Annotated in this window: 13 protein-coding genes and 2 tRNA genes; all 15 read right to left on the bottom strand. The window is 67.7% G+C overall.

Annotation, left to right across the window (positions count from 1 at the left end):
- Positions 1 to 6: 6 nt before the first annotated feature.
- The 15 genes from RIV12_RS04880 to dnaA all read right to left on the bottom strand — a co-directional run bounded on the left by RIV12_RS04880 (position 7) and on the right by dnaA (position 14,291).
- On the bottom strand, positions 7 to 978 hold the full coding sequence (locus tag RIV12_RS04880) for a quinone oxidoreductase family protein (RefSeq protein ID WP_309322559.1): 972 nt from the start codon (positions 976 to 978) through the stop codon (positions 7 to 9).
- 136 nt (positions 979 to 1,114) lie between these two features.
- Entirely contained in the window at positions 1,115 to 1,615 is a 501-nt protein-coding gene (locus RIV12_RS04875) for a MarR family winged helix-turn-helix transcriptional regulator (protein WP_309322557.1), read from the bottom strand.
- Between the two features lies 1 nt (position 1,616).
- Positions 1,617 to 1,820 carry a helix-turn-helix transcriptional regulator gene (locus tag RIV12_RS04870; protein WP_075417972.1) on the bottom strand — a complete coding sequence of 68 codons (204 nt, stop codon included), beginning with the start codon at positions 1,818 to 1,820 and terminating at the stop codon, positions 1,617 to 1,619.
- Complete coding sequence (locus RIV12_RS04865; protein ID WP_309322555.1) at positions 1,817 to 2,206, bottom strand: hypothetical protein; 390 nt, start codon at positions 2,204 to 2,206, stop codon at positions 1,817 to 1,819. The genes RIV12_RS04870 and RIV12_RS04865 overlap by 4 nt, the downstream gene beginning before the upstream one ends.
- A 109-nt stretch (positions 2,207 to 2,315) precedes the next feature.
- Entirely contained in the window at positions 2,316 to 2,834 is a 519-nt protein-coding gene (locus RIV12_RS04860) for an HXXEE domain-containing protein (RefSeq protein WP_309322553.1), read from the bottom strand.
- Between the two features lie 96 nt (positions 2,835 to 2,930).
- Positions 2,931 to 3,006, bottom strand: a tRNA-Ala gene (locus RIV12_RS04855).
- Positions 3,007 to 3,038: 32 nt separating this feature from the next.
- The gene (locus tag RIV12_RS04850) at positions 3,039 to 3,173 is read right to left on the bottom strand and encodes a DLW-39 family protein (RefSeq protein WP_009396342.1); all 135 of its coding nucleotides are present in this window, start codon (positions 3,171 to 3,173) and stop codon (positions 3,039 to 3,041) included.
- Between the two features lie 30 nt (positions 3,174 to 3,203).
- A tRNA-Ile gene (locus tag RIV12_RS04845) sits at positions 3,204 to 3,277 on the bottom strand.
- Positions 3,278 to 3,326: 49 nt separating this feature from the next.
- Complete coding sequence (locus tag RIV12_RS04840) at positions 3,327 to 3,824, bottom strand: DUF3566 domain-containing protein (protein WP_075417942.1); 498 nt, start codon at positions 3,822 to 3,824, stop codon at positions 3,327 to 3,329.
- Positions 3,821 to 6,502 carry a DNA gyrase subunit A gene (gene gyrA, locus RIV12_RS04835; RefSeq protein WP_309322551.1) on the bottom strand — a complete coding sequence of 894 codons (2,682 nt, stop codon included), beginning with the start codon at positions 6,500 to 6,502 and terminating at the stop codon, positions 3,821 to 3,823. Before gyrA ends, RIV12_RS04840 begins: the two co-directional genes overlap by 4 nt.
- Before the next feature lie 68 nt (positions 6,503 to 6,570).
- The gene (gyrB, locus tag RIV12_RS04830; protein ID WP_075417940.1) at positions 6,571 to 8,598 is read right to left on the bottom strand and encodes a DNA topoisomerase (ATP-hydrolyzing) subunit B; all 2,028 of its coding nucleotides are present in this window, start codon (positions 8,596 to 8,598) and stop codon (positions 6,571 to 6,573) included.
- A 326-nt stretch (positions 8,599 to 8,924) separates the two neighbouring features.
- The gene (locus tag RIV12_RS04825) at positions 8,925 to 9,602 is read right to left on the bottom strand and encodes a DciA family protein (protein ID WP_309322549.1); all 678 of its coding nucleotides are present in this window, start codon (positions 9,600 to 9,602) and stop codon (positions 8,925 to 8,927) included.
- Positions 9,595 to 10,812, bottom strand: a complete 1,218-nt coding sequence (gene recF / locus RIV12_RS04820) for a DNA replication/repair protein RecF (RefSeq protein ID WP_309322547.1) — start codon at positions 10,810 to 10,812, stop codon at positions 9,595 to 9,597. The genes RIV12_RS04825 and recF overlap by 8 nt, the downstream gene beginning before the upstream one ends.
- Positions 10,813 to 10,825: 13 nt before the next feature.
- Positions 10,826 to 11,956, bottom strand: a complete 1,131-nt coding sequence (gene dnaN, locus RIV12_RS04815) for a DNA polymerase III subunit beta (RefSeq protein WP_309322545.1) — start codon at positions 11,954 to 11,956, stop codon at positions 10,826 to 10,828.
- A 655-nt stretch (positions 11,957 to 12,611) separates the two neighbouring features.
- A complete protein-coding gene (dnaA, locus tag RIV12_RS04810) occupies positions 12,612 to 14,291 on the bottom strand; it encodes a chromosomal replication initiator protein DnaA (RefSeq protein ID WP_075417970.1) in 1,680 nt (559 codons plus the stop codon).
- Between the last annotated feature and the right edge of the window lie 194 nt (positions 14,292 to 14,485).

Here is a 14,485-nt window from a genome sequence, read left to right as displayed (position 1 = left end):
AGGTCGTCAGTCCTGCGAGTGGGCCAGAACGATCTTGCCGGTGGTGGTTCCCGCGCGCACCGCGGCGACGGCCTGCGCGGCCTCCTGGATCGGGAGCCGGTCGGTGACGTGGACACGGAGCTCTCCGGAGGCCACGAGCTCCACCGCACGCCTCAGGTGGCGTCCGACGAGCACCGGGTTCACCCGGCTGAAGGCCCCGAGGTTGAAGCCGATGACGCCGATGCCCCGCAGCCACAGCGACGTGGTACTCACCTGCTGGTCCTGAGCCTGGGAGGCGTCCCCCAGCGCGAGGAGGCGTCCTCCCGTGCGCAGCAGGTCGAGGCTGCGCAGTCTGGCCGGGCCCGCCACCGGGTCGGCGACGACGTCGAACTGGGCGGGTTCGGCGTCATCGAGCTCCTCGGTCAGCCAGGCCTCGTCATAGCCCAGGTCCAGGATCTCCTGGCGCTTGGCCTCGCTGCGGGTGACGCCGACGACGCGGCCCGCACCGAGCAGCCGGGCCACCTGGCCCATCTGTGAGCCGAGGCCACCGGCGGCGGCATGGACCAGCACGCTCTCACCGCGGCGCAGGTGGGCGATCTCCTCCAGGGCGACGAGCGCCGTCGTCGAGTTGGCCGGAACTGCCGCGGCCAGCACCGGGTCCAGACCCGCGGGCAGAGACGTCACGAGCTCGGCGGGCGCCACGGCGACCTGCCCGTAACCGCCACCTCCGGTGATGGTCAGGGCGACGACGGCATCCCCGACCCGGTAGCCATCCACCCCGTCGCCGAGAGCGCGGACGCGGCCGCTCACCTCCAGCCCGGGGGTCCAAGGCAGGTCGATGGGCACAAGACCCTCGGTGAAGAGCGCCTCGACGTAACCGACGCCGGCATGGTCCACATCCACCGCGATCTGGCCCGGCCCGGGCTCGGGAGTGGGGGCCTCCTGGTAGCGCAGCCCGGACGCAGGGCCGTCGAAGCTGACGATCTGCATGGCCTTCATGTGCAACACCTTTCTGTATCAGTCATCAACACCGTATCAGATACCTGATACTGGACAAGGGAGGGTCCCTTGGTGATCCGTGGAGACGGTGCTGGCCTTGCGCCCGCGAAAGCAGTGATCAGCGGCGGCTCGGCCGCTACTCGGCGCTGAGGTCGTCCCGCAGGAGGGCGGTGACCCGTCCGAGCATCTCGGTGAGCTGCTCTCGCTCCCTGGAGGTGAAGGCCTCAGCCATGCGTTGCTCGATGCCTCGCGCGGCCTCGTCGGCGCGCAGTACCAGAGCCTCACCCTCGGGCGTGAGTGAGGTGATGAGGACCTTGGCGTGGTCGGAGGAGGGGTGCCGAGTGACGAGTCGCTTCTGCTCCAACTTGGCGATGACGGTGGCCATCGTCTGCGGGGTGACCGCAGCGGCCCTGGCCAGCTGGGCCGAGGACTGTTCGGGCACGTAGTACAGGGAGAGCATGGCGGCGTACTGGGCCACTGTGAGGCCGAAGCTCCTCAAGGCCTCGGTCTTAGCGGCCATCATGGCCTGCTCTGCCGACTTGATGTGCAGACCCAGTCGCACCCCGGTGTCCTCGACGAGCTCGCGACGTCCTCGCCTCGGGGGCGGAATGTCAACGGTGCGGCTCACGGTGCTCATCCTAGGAGGCACCGTCATCGGGGAAGAAGATCTCCTCGATGGTCAGTCCGAAGACGCGTGCAATGGTGAAGGCCAGGGGCAGGGAGGGGTCGTAGCGACCGGCCTCCAGGGCGTTGACCGTCTGGCGGGAGACACCCAGCTCCTCGGCGAGTCGGGCCTGAGTCCAGCTGCGCTGGGCGCGCAGCACCTTGAGATCGTTCCTCACCGGTACCGCCAGGTGGACCACAGCATCCCGATACCGAAGAAGAAGGCCCATACAGCACTGACCCATATGAGACTGACTCGAGGAGCCCCCACCTCCTCCAAGAGGCTGTAGGCGATCGAAGTGATCACCGTTCCTGCTGCAGAGACCACGAGCGCTTCCATCACCTTCCGCGCCTGCATCTCATCCGCCTCCCAGGCTAATCGCACCATTGCCCACGCACAGACGAAAACACCAACCATGGGAAGCAGTGCCAGGGCGAATCGCAGTGGGTCGTCCTCCATGGATCGGGCCCATCGCAGGCCGACCAGAACTCCAACGGAGTAAAGAATGGCGCCGACACTGAATCGGATGGAGTAGGCGATACCCGCCTTACGCTCAATGGTCATGGCTGCCTTCCGTCGGTGGAGACAATGAAGCGGATCGGTTGCCGGTGATCATCCGGATCAACCCTGACCACGACAAGAATTATAAAGCAACCTTGTCATTGAGTCAAGGTCACTTTCCTTCTCGACGGTGTCCTCCTGGCCGTCGTGTCGTCACCAGGTACGCGCTGCCCAGCGCCGCGCCGGCGATAACCGGGAAGGCGGGGATCACCCATCGATGGGGGCGCACCTCGACCCCGTGAGCTCGCAGCGCCCGCTTCGCCAGGACCCAGAAGGGCAGGACGACCGGCAGCGCCGTCGCCACCCCCGGGGTGTAGCGGCGGGCAAGGGCCGCTGTGGCCAGGTGGCTGAAGGTGTGCATGCCGTAGCCGTAGAGCGCGGCCTGGTAGAAGGGCGAGCGTCCACGGGTGCGGTAGCCGTCCATGGAAGCGGCAGCCATGAGGACGCCCATGAGACCGATCCCCAGGTAGACGTGCTCACGCGAGCAGCCGTGACGTCGGATGTCCTCGGGCAGGAAGGGAATCGCGTCGAAGACCGGGTGCGTCCAGCCGGGCATCGTGGCCAGTTCCTCGAGGTCATGAGCCAGCCACGAGAAGAACAGGCCCCCGGTCGCCAGTGAAACAGAATCCATCTCAGTCACCTCCGATACCGACAGTACCTGAGAAATAATCCCCGAGGCGGACCACCATCATGGCCCATCTCGGGGAGCAGAGAGTATAGAAATCAGTGGTGGAGCCAACGGGACTCGAACCCGTAACCCCCTGCTTGCAAAGCAGGTGCGCTACCAATTGCGCCATGGCCCCTCAGGGAGCGTCATCACCAGTTCCGTCAGCTGCTAGTCGACGGGGTCGGTGACCTCGGCCCACGCGGCCCGCTCCATGCGGGCCGCCTCGAACCTGAGCCACGCGGCATAACCCGCGGCGGCCAGGAACGAAAAGACCGCGGCTGATACGACTGCACGGTTCCTCATGAAACCTCCTCATCGTCTCACCGCGGACGGTGGGCCTAGCTGGACTCGAACCAGCGACCTCATCCTTATCAGGGATGCGCTCTAACCAACTGAGCTATAGGCCCTTGCGACCGGAGAAGATTAACCTGCCCGGCCATGACAGACCAAATCCGATCACTCGTCCGCAAGCGTGAGATGGATCCCACCAACGAGGGTGGCGGTGATGTTGTAGAGAAAGGCGCCCAATGTGGTCAGAGCAGTCATCAGCACGATATCCACCACGGCGATAATTGTGGAGACGGCGAGGGCTCGCGGCAGCTCGAGGTAGGCCACGATCGCGGAGAAGGTGTTGGAGCGTTCACCGGCGACCGTCTTGACGAGCTCCTCGATGGTGGAGAAGACGTGCATGGCGTCGAGCATGAACCACACGACCGCCGTAGCGACGATGAGCATGATGCCCGCGGCGAAGCTGAGCAGGAAGCTCGCCTTCATCACCGACCAGGGATCGACCCGAGTCAGGGCCAGGCGCACACGGCGAGGCCCGGCAATGGTCTTCTTGCTCTTCTTGCTCTTGCCGCCCGACGCACTGCCGGAGGCATCCGCGCCACCCACAATGGATGCGGCACCTGCGGACTGCCCACCGTCAGGGGACATGGAAACCGGCTGGCTCATGCTTCGACCTCACTCTCGTTGTCTTCCAACGCTACCGTGTCCTCCGCTGAGTCCGCAGGAGAGTCACCAGTGTCACCTTCTTGGGTCGCATCGGCCCGGGCCTGACCGGTGGAGTCCGCAGACTCGGCGCTCGGGGCGCTATCGGCGGCATCGACCGCCTCCTCCATGTCCCGTTCAGTGTTGCGTGCCACCGCGATGATGCGGTCTCCGGCGTCGGGCTTGGCGAAAGTCACGCCCTGTGTGGTTCGCCCAGTACGCGAGACCTCGACGACGGCGGAGCGGACCACCTTGCCCGAGGCCATGATGCACAGCACCTCATCACCGGAGTCGGTCACCAGGGCGCCCACGAGGTTGCCTCGTGCCTCAACGAGGTTGGCGACCTTGACACCCAGGCCGCCGCGGCCCTTGACGGGGTAGTCGACGACGTTGGTGCGCTTGGCGTAGCCGCCCTCGGTGACGACGAAAAGGTCGGCATCCTGCCACGAGGGGTCGACGACATCCATGGCCAGCAGGTAGTCGTCCTCGCGGAACCGCATGCCGGTGACTCCACTGGTGGCCCGGCCCGTGGGGCGCAGGGTGTCGTCGTCGGCGTGGAATCGCAGGGACTGGCCGGCGTGGGAGACCAGCAGAAGGTCCTGTCCGGTGCTCAGGAGCCGGGCGGAGACGAGCTCGTCGTAGTTGCCGTCCTCGTCCTGGCGCAGGTTGATGGCGATGACGCCGCCGGAGCGGTTGGAGTTGTACTCGCTCAGGCGGGTCTTCTTGACCAGGCCGCGGCGGGTGGCCAGGACCAGGTAGTCGGCCTGGTCGTAGTCCTGGAGCTCCATGACCTGGGCGATCTCCTCGCCGGGCTGGAAGGCCAGGAGGTTGGCCACGTGCTGGCCCTTGGAGTCGCGCCCGCCCTCCGGCAGCTCGTAGCCCTTGGCGCGGTAGACGCGGCCGTAGTTGGTGAAGAACAGCAGCCAGCGGTGCGTCGTGGTGACGAAGAAGTGGTCGACGACGTCGTCCTCGCGCAAGGTGGCCCCGCGGATGCCCTTGCCGCCGCGGTGCTGGGAGCGGTAGGAGTCGGTGCGGGTGCGCTTGGCGTAGCCGGATCGGGTGATGGTGACGACCACGTCCTCCTCGGGGATGAGGTCCTCCATGCTCATCTCGCCGTCGAAGGGCACGATCCGGGTGCGGCGCTCGTCGCCGTACTTCTCAACGATCTCGGCGAGCTCGTCGGAGACGATGCCCCGCTGACGCTCCGGGGAGGCGATGATCTCGCGCAGGTCCTTGACACGGGCGCGCAGCTCGTCGGACTCCTCCTGGATCTTGAGGCGCTCCAGGGCGGCCAGACGACGCAGCTGGAGGGAGAGGATGGCCTCGGCCTGGGCCTCGTCGACGTCCAGCAGGCCCATGAGGCCGGTGCGGGCCTCCTCAGTGGTGGGTGAGCGCCGGATGAGGGCGATGACGGCGTCGAGGGCGTCGATCGCCTTGAGCAGGCCCTCAAGGATGTGGAGGCGCTCCTCGGCCTTGCGCAGGCGGAAGCGGGAGCGGCGCACGATGACGTCGATCTGGTGGCTCACCCAGTGACGCACGAACCCGTCCAGGCTCAGGGTGCGCGGCACCCCGTCGACCAGGGCGAGCATGTTGGCCGGGAAGTTGTCCTGGAGCTGGGTGCGCTTGTAGAGGTTGTTGAGGACCACCTTGGCGACGGCGTCGCGCTTGAGGACGATGACGAGTCGCTGACCGGTGCGCCCGGAGGTCTCATCACGGATGTCTGCGATGCCGGTGACCTGGCCGTCGCGCACGAGCTGGGCGATCTTGTCGGCCAGGTTGTCGGGGTTGACCTGGTAGGGCAGTTCGGTGACCACGAGGCACTGGCGCCCCTGGATCTCCTCGACGTTGACCACGGCCCGCTGGGTGATGGATCCACGGCCGGTGCGGTAGGCGTCCTCGATGCCTCGCCGGCCCAGGATGGTCGCGCCGGTGGGGAAGTCGGGTCCGGGGATCCGCTCGATGAGGGCGTCGAGCAGCTCCTCGCGCGAGGCGTCGGGGTGCTCGAGGTACCACTGGGCTCCGCGGGCGACCTCGCGCAGGTTGTGCGGCGGGATGCGGGTGGCCATGCCCACGGCGATGCCCTCGGAGCCGTTGACCAGGAGGTTGGGGAACCGGGCCGGCAGGATGACCGGCTCCTGGTTTCGTCCGTCGTAGTTGTCCTGGAAGTCGACGCTGTCCTCGTCGATGTCCCGGAGCATCTCCATGGCCAGGGGCGCCATCTTGCACTCGGTGTACCGGGGGGCGGCGGGCCCCAGGTTGCCGGGTGTGCCGAAGTTCCCCTGGCCGGCCACCAGCGGGTAGCGCAGCGACCACCACTGGACCAGACGGGCCAGGGCGTCGTAGATGGCGCTGTCGCCGTGGGGGTGGTAGGTCCCCATGACGTCGCCGACGACGCGGGAGGACTTGGAGAAGGAGGCGGTGGGGCGGTAGCCGCCGTCGTACATGGCGTACAGGACGCGGCGGTGGACCGGTTTGAGCCCGTCGCGCACGTCGGGCAGGGCCCGGCCCACGATGACGCTCATCGCGTAGTCGAGGTAGGAGCGCTGCATCTCCATCTGGAGGTCGACCGGCTGGATGCGCTCGGGGGCGACTACGTTCGTCGCTCCCTCGTCGCCGATGATCTCTTCAACTTCGTCGCTCACAGGATTCCTTCGTGTTCAGAGGATGTCGCCGGCAACGGGCCGGCGGTTCACGTGTCGCTCGGTGCCGCTCAGATGTCCAGGAAGCGGACGTCGGAGGCGTTGCGCTGGATGAAGGAGCGCCGCTGCTCGACGTCGTCGCCCATGAGGATCGCGAAGGTCTCGTCGGCGTCGGCCGCCTCATCGAGCGTGACCTGCTTGAGGATCCGGGTCGTGGGGTCCATGGTCGTCTCCCACAGCTCGTGGTCGTTCATCTCGCCCAGACCCTTGTAGCGCTGGATCCCGCCGTCCTTGGGCAGGCGGCGGCCCTTCTCCTGTCCGGCGGCCAGGAGCTTGTCGCGCTCGGCGTCGGAGTAGGCGAACTCGTGCTCGGCGTTGGACCACTTGAGCCGGTAGAGCGGCGGCATGGCGATGTAGGTGTGGCCGTGCTCGATGAGGGGCCGCATGTAGCGGAACAGGAGGGTCAGCAGGAGGGTGGCGATGTGCTGGCCGTCGACGTCGGCGTCGGCCATGATGACGATCTTGCCGTAGCGCAGCTTGGTGATGTCGAAGTCCTCACCGATACCGGTACCGAAGGCCGTGATGAGGCTGCGGATCGTGTCGGAGGACAGGGCCCGGTCCAGGCGAGCCTTCTCCACGTTGAGGATCTTGCCGCGGATCGGCATGATCGCCTGGTGCTCGGGGTCGCGGCCGCCGACGGCGGAGCCGCCGGCCGAGTCGCCCTCGACGATGAAGATCTCGGAGTCCGCGGCGTTCTTCGAGGAGCAGTCGCGCAGCTTGCCCGGCATGGAGGCGGACTCCAGGACGCCCTTGCGGCGGGTGGCCTCGCGGGCCTTGCGGGCGGCCAGGCGCGCGGCGGCGGCCTGGGAGGCCTTGGTGATGATGGCACGGGCGTCGCTCGGGTGGGAGTCCAGCCAGTCGCCGAGCTGGCCGTAGACCGTCTGCTGGACGAAGGTGCGCGCCTCGGTGTTGCCGAGCTTGGTCTTGGTCTGCCCCTCGAACTGCGGCTCGGAGAGCTTGACGGAGATGACGGCCGTCAGCCCCTCACGGATGTCGTCACCGGTGAGGTTGTCGTCGCGCTCCTTGAGCAGGCCCTTGTCCCGGGCGTACTTGTTGACCAGGGTGGTCAGCGCCGTACGGAAGCCCTCCTCGTGGGTACCGCCCTCGGTGGTGTTGATCGTGTTGGCGTAGGTGTGGACCGACTCGGAGTAGGCGCTGGTCCACTGCATGGCGATCTCCAGGCTGATGGAGTGGTTCTCGCCCAGGGACTGCTCGGCCTCGAAATCGATGATCTCGGGGTGGATGAGCTCGGCCTTCTTGGACTTGTTGAGGAAGGCGACGTAGTCGCGCAGGCCGTGCTCGTAGCAGTAGGAGTCGGTGCGGAAGCCGACCTCGGGGGCGTCGGGGGCGGAGTCGTCCCCGGCGATCTCGTCGCCGGCGTCCTGGACGCCGATGCGCTCGTCGGTCAGGGTGATGCGCAGGCCCTTGTTGAGGAAGGCCATCTGCTGGAACCGACGACGCAGCGTCTCGTAGTCGAAGTCGACCGTCTCGAAGATGCTCGGGTCCGGGTAGAAGGTCTGGGTGGTTCCGGTGGACTCGGTGGTCTCGCCCTTGACGAGCTCGGTGATGGGGCGGCCGCCGTCGGCGAAGGACATGCGCCACACGAATCCCTGCCGGTGGACCTCGGTGTCCACCCGGGTGGACAGGGCGTTGACCACGGAGATGCCCACGCCGTGCAGACCGCCGGAGACCGCGTAGCCGCCGCCTCCGAACTTGCCTCCGGCGTGCAGGATCGTCATGACGACCTCGACGGTGGGCTTGTGCTCGGTGGGGTGCTCGTCGACCGGGATGCCGCGGCCGTTGTCGCTGACGCGCACGCCGCCATCGGCCAGGATGGTGACCTCGATGTGGTCGCAGTAACCGGCCAGGGCCTCGTCGACGGAGTTGTCGACGACCTCGTAGACGAGGTGGTGCAGGCCCCGCTCACCGGTGGAACCGATGTACATGCCGGGGCGCTTCCGGACCGCTTCGAGCCCTTCGAGGACGGTGATGTCCGAGGCTCCGTAATCGTGATTCACAGTGGCGTCCTGGTCAGACACGTGTCAGTTGCTCCTCAATCTGTGCGCATCGGGACCTCAGTGGTCCGATGTCTCCGTCCGGCCCCTTCACACGACGATCCTGAGGAGGATCGTGCGCACACGTAGGTGGGTACATCAGGACGGTCCTGGGCGCACCTTGGGCGGTTTCACCGCATTCTAGCGTAGACGGGCCCGTGAACCGCTGCACCGTGAGCAGCTGGGAGCGTGCCCGTGGTCACCTCTGTCTCACGCGGATCACCGCATCGCCCGGTGCCCGGCATCCGCCCCGTGATTTTCCGACGACGACGGCCCCGACCGGCGCGTTGACGATGATACCCGCAGTCCCACTACCCGTAGGTATCGCGCGGACCACGGGTGCCGCGCAGGCCGACGCCCCGACGCTTCCAGGAGGGACCGGCCGGCCCCAGGATCCGCAGCTCCACCCCGTCGCCGGTGCTGATTCCTCCGGCCTGGCGACCGCCGGGCCCTGAGTGCAGGGCCTCAACGATTCGGGCCTCGATGGTGGGCTGGAGGAGTCGAAGCTGCTGGGCCCAGCTCGACGACGAGGCGCGCAGAGTGATGCATCCGGCGTCGAAGGACTCGATGGTGCAGTGCTCGGCGACCTGATCGCCCACGATGGTCCGCCACCGGACGACGACGCCGGCCACCGCGAGCTTTCCGGCCCAGCCGTTGTCGGCCACCATGCGGCGCAGCTCGCGTTGCCCGGTGCGGGGATCGAAGGGGGTGGGGCCGGGCCGGTCGCGTCCCCGTGCCAGTCCCGGGCCCCGGTCGGCCGGGTCGTCCGGGTTCTGGCCCAATGCCCGGGCCAGCTCGCGGCGCTGGTCCCAGGGCGCCGCCTGCTGCGCGTCGTTGCTCCCGGAACCACCCGCCGGTTCGCGCAGCCTGCGGGCCGGGACGCGACTGGCTCCCTTCTCCCAGGCCTGGGCGCGCTGACGGGTCAGGGCGCGCTGGGCCAGGACATCGGGAAGCGGGCCGTCGCCGGTGGGCGGGGAGGGCTCAGCCATGGGTGACCTCACCGTCGGCCACGCGGTACCGGGCACCGGCGAGCTCGGCGGGGACGTCGTCGTCGACGGCGGCGGTCAGCAGGACCTGCTGGGCTCCGGCGACCATCTGGGCCAGAGCGCGGCGGCGCTGCTCGTCGAGGGAGGCGAAGACATCGTCGAGAATGAGTACCGGCTCGCCGTCGCCCCCGTAGGCGTCGACGTCGGTGCGCAGCATGTCGTAGGAGGCCAGACGCAGCGCCAGGGCCAGGGACCACTGCTCGCCGTGGGAGGCGAATCCGCGGGCGGGCAGGCCGGTGAGGAACAGGGAGAGATCGTCACGGTGCGCCCCGACGAGGTTCGCGCCGCGGTCGATCTCGCGGGCGTGGAGCTCGCCCATGGCGCTCTCCAGGCGCGTGGCGAGGGCGGTCTCATCGAGAAGCGTCTCCTCTCCGGCGAGCCAGGCCGACTCGTCGTGAGGGTCGGGCTCCGGGGATCCCTCGTGGGTCAGCAGGCTCGCGCGGTAGGCGATCTGAGCACGGGAACGCTGCCCGCAGGCCCCGGAGACGGTCTCGTAGGCGGAGGCGACCCAGGGGCGCAGGCGCCGAACGACGTCGACACGGGCGGCGATGAGCCGAGCGGCTGCCGCGGCGAGCTGGGCGTCCCAGATCTCCAGGGTGGAGAGCATGGAGGCAGTTGATGAGCGGGCCGCGCGCGCGGACTTCAGGAGGCTGGCGCGCTGGGCGAGGATCTTGTCGTGCTCGGCGCGCACCCCGGCCAGGCCCGGGCGCAGCGCGACCACCAGGTCGTCGAGGAACCCCCGGCGGACCCCGGGCTCGGCGCGCACCAGGGAGAGGTCCTCGGGGGCGAAGACGACCGCGCGCAGCACCCCGAGCAGGTCGCGGGGCCGACAGCTGCCCCGGTTGAGACGGGCCCGGTTCGCCTTGCCGGCGATGATCTCGATCTCCAGGACACTGGGTCTTTCTCCATGGACGGCCCGGGCGCGCACGACGGCGCCGGCCGGCTGGGCCTGACCCGGTGCCGCCCGTCGGACGAGGGCGGTGTCCGCACCGATCCGGTGGGAGGAGAGCGTCGCCAGGTAGACGATGGCCTCGACCAGGTTGGTCTTGCCCTGCCCGTTGGGGCCGACGAAGGCACTGGGGCCGGGCTCCAGGGACAGCACCAGGCTGCGGTAGGAGCGGAAGTCGTCCAGGGAGAGGTCAGAGACGTACATGCACCGTCGGGTCTCAGGCTCCGAAGCGGATCGGCATGAGCAGGTAGCGGAAGGAGGAGTCCTCGGTGCCCCCGATGGAGTCCATGCCCGTGAGCACCGCGGGCTTCGAGGCATGGGTGAAGTCGAGGCGGACGTAGGGCTGGTTGAGGGCACCCAGGCCGTCGAGGAGGTAACCGGGGTTGAAGGCGGTGGAGATGTCATCGCCCTCGAGGTGGGCGACGAGCTGCTCGGTGGCCTGGGCATCGTCGCCCTGTCCGGCGTCGAGCTCCAGATTGCCCTGGGTGAAGGACATGTGGATGGGGGTGGAGCGGTCGGCGACGAGGCTGACGCGGCGCACGGCCGCCATGAGCTCGTCGGTGCCCACGGTGGCGTGGATCGAGGTGGACTCCGGGAAGAGCCGGCGCACCGGCGGGTAGTCGCCGTCGGTGAGTAGAGAGGTGGTGCGCCTGCCCCCGGCCTCGAAACCGATGAGGCTGGAGGCCGCCGACTCGCTGCTGAGGGCCACGGTCACGTCACCGGAAGAGGTCAGGGACTTGGCGACGTCGGAGAGGGTGCGGGCCTTGAGCAGGGCAGTGGTGGACAGCTCGGTGTTGGCCGGCGACCAGGTCAGCTCCCGCATGGCCAAGCGATAGCGGTCGGTGGCCATGAGCACCAGCGAGCTGCCCTCGACCTCGATCTGGACACTGGTGAGCAGGGGCAGGGTGTCGTCACGGGAGGCGGCGATGGAGACCTGGCCGACGGCGCGAGCCAGGTCGTGGGCGTCGATCGTTCCGGCGACGGCGGGCATGACCGGCAGCGCCGGATAGTCGTCAGCGGCCATGGCCGCCAGGGAGAAGCGGGCCGATCCGCAGGAGACGGCCACCTTGTTGCCGTCCACCTCCAGGTCGACGGGCTTGTTCGGCAGCGCCTTGGCGATATCGGCCAGGAGTCGTCCGGAGACGAGGACGACGCCGTCCTCCTCGACGTCGGCGGCCACCTCGCAGTGGGCCGAGACCTCGTAGTCGAAGGAGGCCAGGACCAGGCTGGAGCCCTTGGCCTCCAGCCGTACCCCGGCCAGCACGGGCACCGGCGGGCGGGCGGGCACGGAACGTGCAGTCCAGGTGACGGCTTCGGCGAGGATGTCTCGGTCAACCCTGAGCTTCACGGTAGGTGCCTCCGTCAATCGTGGTCAGTCGGTCGGTAGGCGTCGTGGCACTACTGAGCCGAAGAGGAAACGTGGGTGCCGGCAGGTCGCCGACGGATCGTCGTCATCGGAGCCGCGTCGCTGGGAACGCAGTCCTGGGTCGAGAGTGTAGACGGTAGTCCGTGGGAGTCACCCTGTCACCAGCGATCACTCATGCTCATCCCATGAGCCTCCCTGAATGACAAGCGCCCGGGGTCCGGTCGGGCCTCGTTGGCCGATCATGCTTCGCGATTCATGTCATTTGGGTTTGTAGGTGTAGTAGCACGTGTGGATGCTGGGGATAACAGGATCTTTCGCCGTTATGACGCCAATGGTGTTGGGGAACGACACGTGGGTGGTTCTGGTGAGCGGACAGGGGTATCGGTGGAGAGGCTGAATGACATGCATGTCATTCCACAGTGGTACTGCCGTACCTCCACAGCGACACGCTCGCTCCTCCACGTGCCGTCCTCAGCATCGTCCACAGCAGTGGTTGACGTGGTCCGGTGAAGGCACTCTTGGCAACCATCCGCGCCGCTCGTTCCTCGCGGCGCTCCCGCCAGTCCCGTCCACGCCTTCGAGCACCTTCACCGGACCACATCTGTCAGTCGCGTGAATGATGTGTTCCGTCGTCGGATCAGGCGGGTGACTGGGCGGCCTGCTTGATGCGACTGGTCAGCTCGGTGACCTGGTTGAAGGTGGAGCGCCGTTCGGCCATGAGGGTGCGGATCTTCTTGTCCGCGCTCATGACGGTGGTGTGGTCGCGCCCGCCGAACTCCCGCCCGATCTTGGGCAGGGAGAGGTCGGTGAGCTCGCGGCACAGGTACATGGCGATGTGGCGGGCCGAGACCATGGTGCGTGAGCGGTTGGCCGAGCACAGGTCGTCGATGGTGATGCCGAAGTAGTCGGCGGTCTGCGCCATGATGAGGGAGGTCGTGATCTCCTGGCCCTCGGGGTCGGAGATGATGTCCTTGAGGACCATCTCGGCCAGGGTCTGGTCGACGGGCTGCTTGTTGAGGGAGGCGAAGGCCGTCACCCGGATGAGTGCGCCCTCGAGCTCGCGGATGTTGGTGGTGATGCGCGAGGCGATGTACTCCAGGACGTCGAAGGGCAGGTCGAGGCCCTCGGCGGTGCCCTTGCGGGAGAGGATCGCGATGCGGGTCTCCAGGTCAGGGGGCTGGACGTCGGCCAGCAGGCCCCACTCGAAGCGGGAGCGCAGTCGCTCGTCGAGCCCACCGAGGGCCTTGGGGGGCTGGTCGGAGGTGAGGACGACCTGCTTGCCCGAGGAGTGCAGGGAGTTGAAGGTGTGGAAGAACTCCTCGAGGGTCGACTCCTTGCCCTGGAGGAACTGGATGTCGTCGACCAGGAGGATGTCAACCTCGCGGTAGCGGCGCTTGAACCCCTCCATGCGGCCGTCGTCCTGGTTGCCGTCACGCACGCAGGCGATGAAGTCTGAGACGAAGACCTCGGAGTTGACGTACTTGACGCGGATTCCCGGGTTGAGGGTCTGGGCGTAGTGGCCGATGGCGTGCAGGAGGTGCGTCTTGCCCAGGCCGGAGCCGCCGTAGATGAACAGGGGGTTGTAGGCGCGGGCCGGAGCCTCGGCCACGGCCAGTGCCGTGGCGTGAGCGAAACGGTTGGAGGACCCGGTGACGTAGGTGTCGAAGGTGTATCTCGGATTGAGCTGGGAGACGTCATGGGCTGCGGTGGGCGTCAGCAGTCCGGTGGGGTTCTGGGCACCGGTGGTCCCGGGGCTGTAGGTGCCGGGAAGTCCCGACCTGGCGGGAAGGGAACCCGACATCGTCGACGGGGCCGAGGGGGCGGAGGCCTGGGAATGAGACATCGGTGAGGGGGTGGTCGCCGAGTACGGCGAGGGCTCTGCCAGCTGTTCGGCGTAAGCGGGCACCGTTGGTGCGGCCGGCGCAGCGGATATGGCCGACGCAGTGGAGGGACCCGACATCTGCGGTGAGACCGAGGGGGATGGAGAGGATGTCGGCGCGGGGGCGACAGTCGCCAGGTTGACGGGTTCGGGAGCCACAGGGGGCATGGGTGCGCGCGACACCTCTGAGGAGGTGTCGACCGTGACCTCCATGGGCATGGGGCGTCCCCAGACCTGACTGATGGCGGCGCTGATGGGAGCGCGCGCCTGCTCGACGATGTCCTTGGCGAAGGCCGATCCGACGACGAGGACGAGTGTGCCGTCGACATCGATGAGATGGGTCATGCGAATCATGGACATCTTGCCCTGACCCAGCTCTCCGGAGCTGGAGAGCACCTCAAGGGCTGAGAGCCATTTGGTGTTGGCGGCGTCGGGCACGACGGACTCCTGATCGGCATGGTGGGTGAACCCGGTGACTGCAGCCCGACCGACGCCGGCCAGGGCCCTGCGTCGATGATGACAGGGTTGTGTGGAACTGGCGAACCGGAAGGTCTTGACCGGGCGTCCCATCATGCTGGTTCTCCACAGCCTTGTCCACACCTGGGGACACAGAGAGCGATGGCTCACAGGCA

The organism is Actinomyces stomatis, assembly GCF_031292835.1.
GTDB classification, from domain to species: domain Bacteria; phylum Actinomycetota; class Actinomycetes; order Actinomycetales; family Actinomycetaceae; genus Actinomyces; species Actinomyces stomatis.
This window is presented reverse-complemented; position numbering and strand designations above follow the sequence as displayed.

Bases quoted from the DNA above. Each gene is read 5' to 3' on its own strand.
- RIV12_RS04880 (WP_309322559.1), bottom strand. From the start codon at position 978: ATGAAGGCCATGCAGATCGTCAGCTTCGACGGCCCTGCGTCCGGGCTG.
- RIV12_RS04875 (WP_309322557.1), bottom strand. From the start codon at position 1,615: ATGAGCACCGTGAGCCGCACCGTTGACATTCCGCCCCCGAGGCGAGGA.
- RIV12_RS04865 (WP_309322555.1), bottom strand. From the start codon at position 2,206: ATGACCATTGAGCGTAAGGCGGGTATCGCCTACTCCATCCGATTCAGT.
- RIV12_RS04860 (WP_309322553.1), bottom strand. From the start codon at position 2,834: ATGGATTCTGTTTCACTGGCGACCGGGGGCCTGTTCTTCTCGTGGCTG.
- RIV12_RS04850 (WP_009396342.1), bottom strand. From the start codon at position 3,173: ATGAGGAACCGTGCAGTCGTATCAGCCGCGGTCTTTTCGTTCCTGGCC.
- RIV12_RS04840 (WP_075417942.1), bottom strand. From the start codon at position 3,824: ATGAGCCAGCCGGTTTCCATGTCCCCTGACGGTGGGCAGTCCGCAGGT.
- RIV12_RS04825 (WP_309322549.1), bottom strand. From the start codon at position 9,602: ATGGCTGAGCCCTCCCCGCCCACCGGCGACGGCCCGCTTCCCGATGTC.
- recF (WP_309322547.1), bottom strand. From the start codon at position 10,812: ATGTACGTCTCTGACCTCTCCCTGGACGACTTCCGCTCCTACCGCAGC.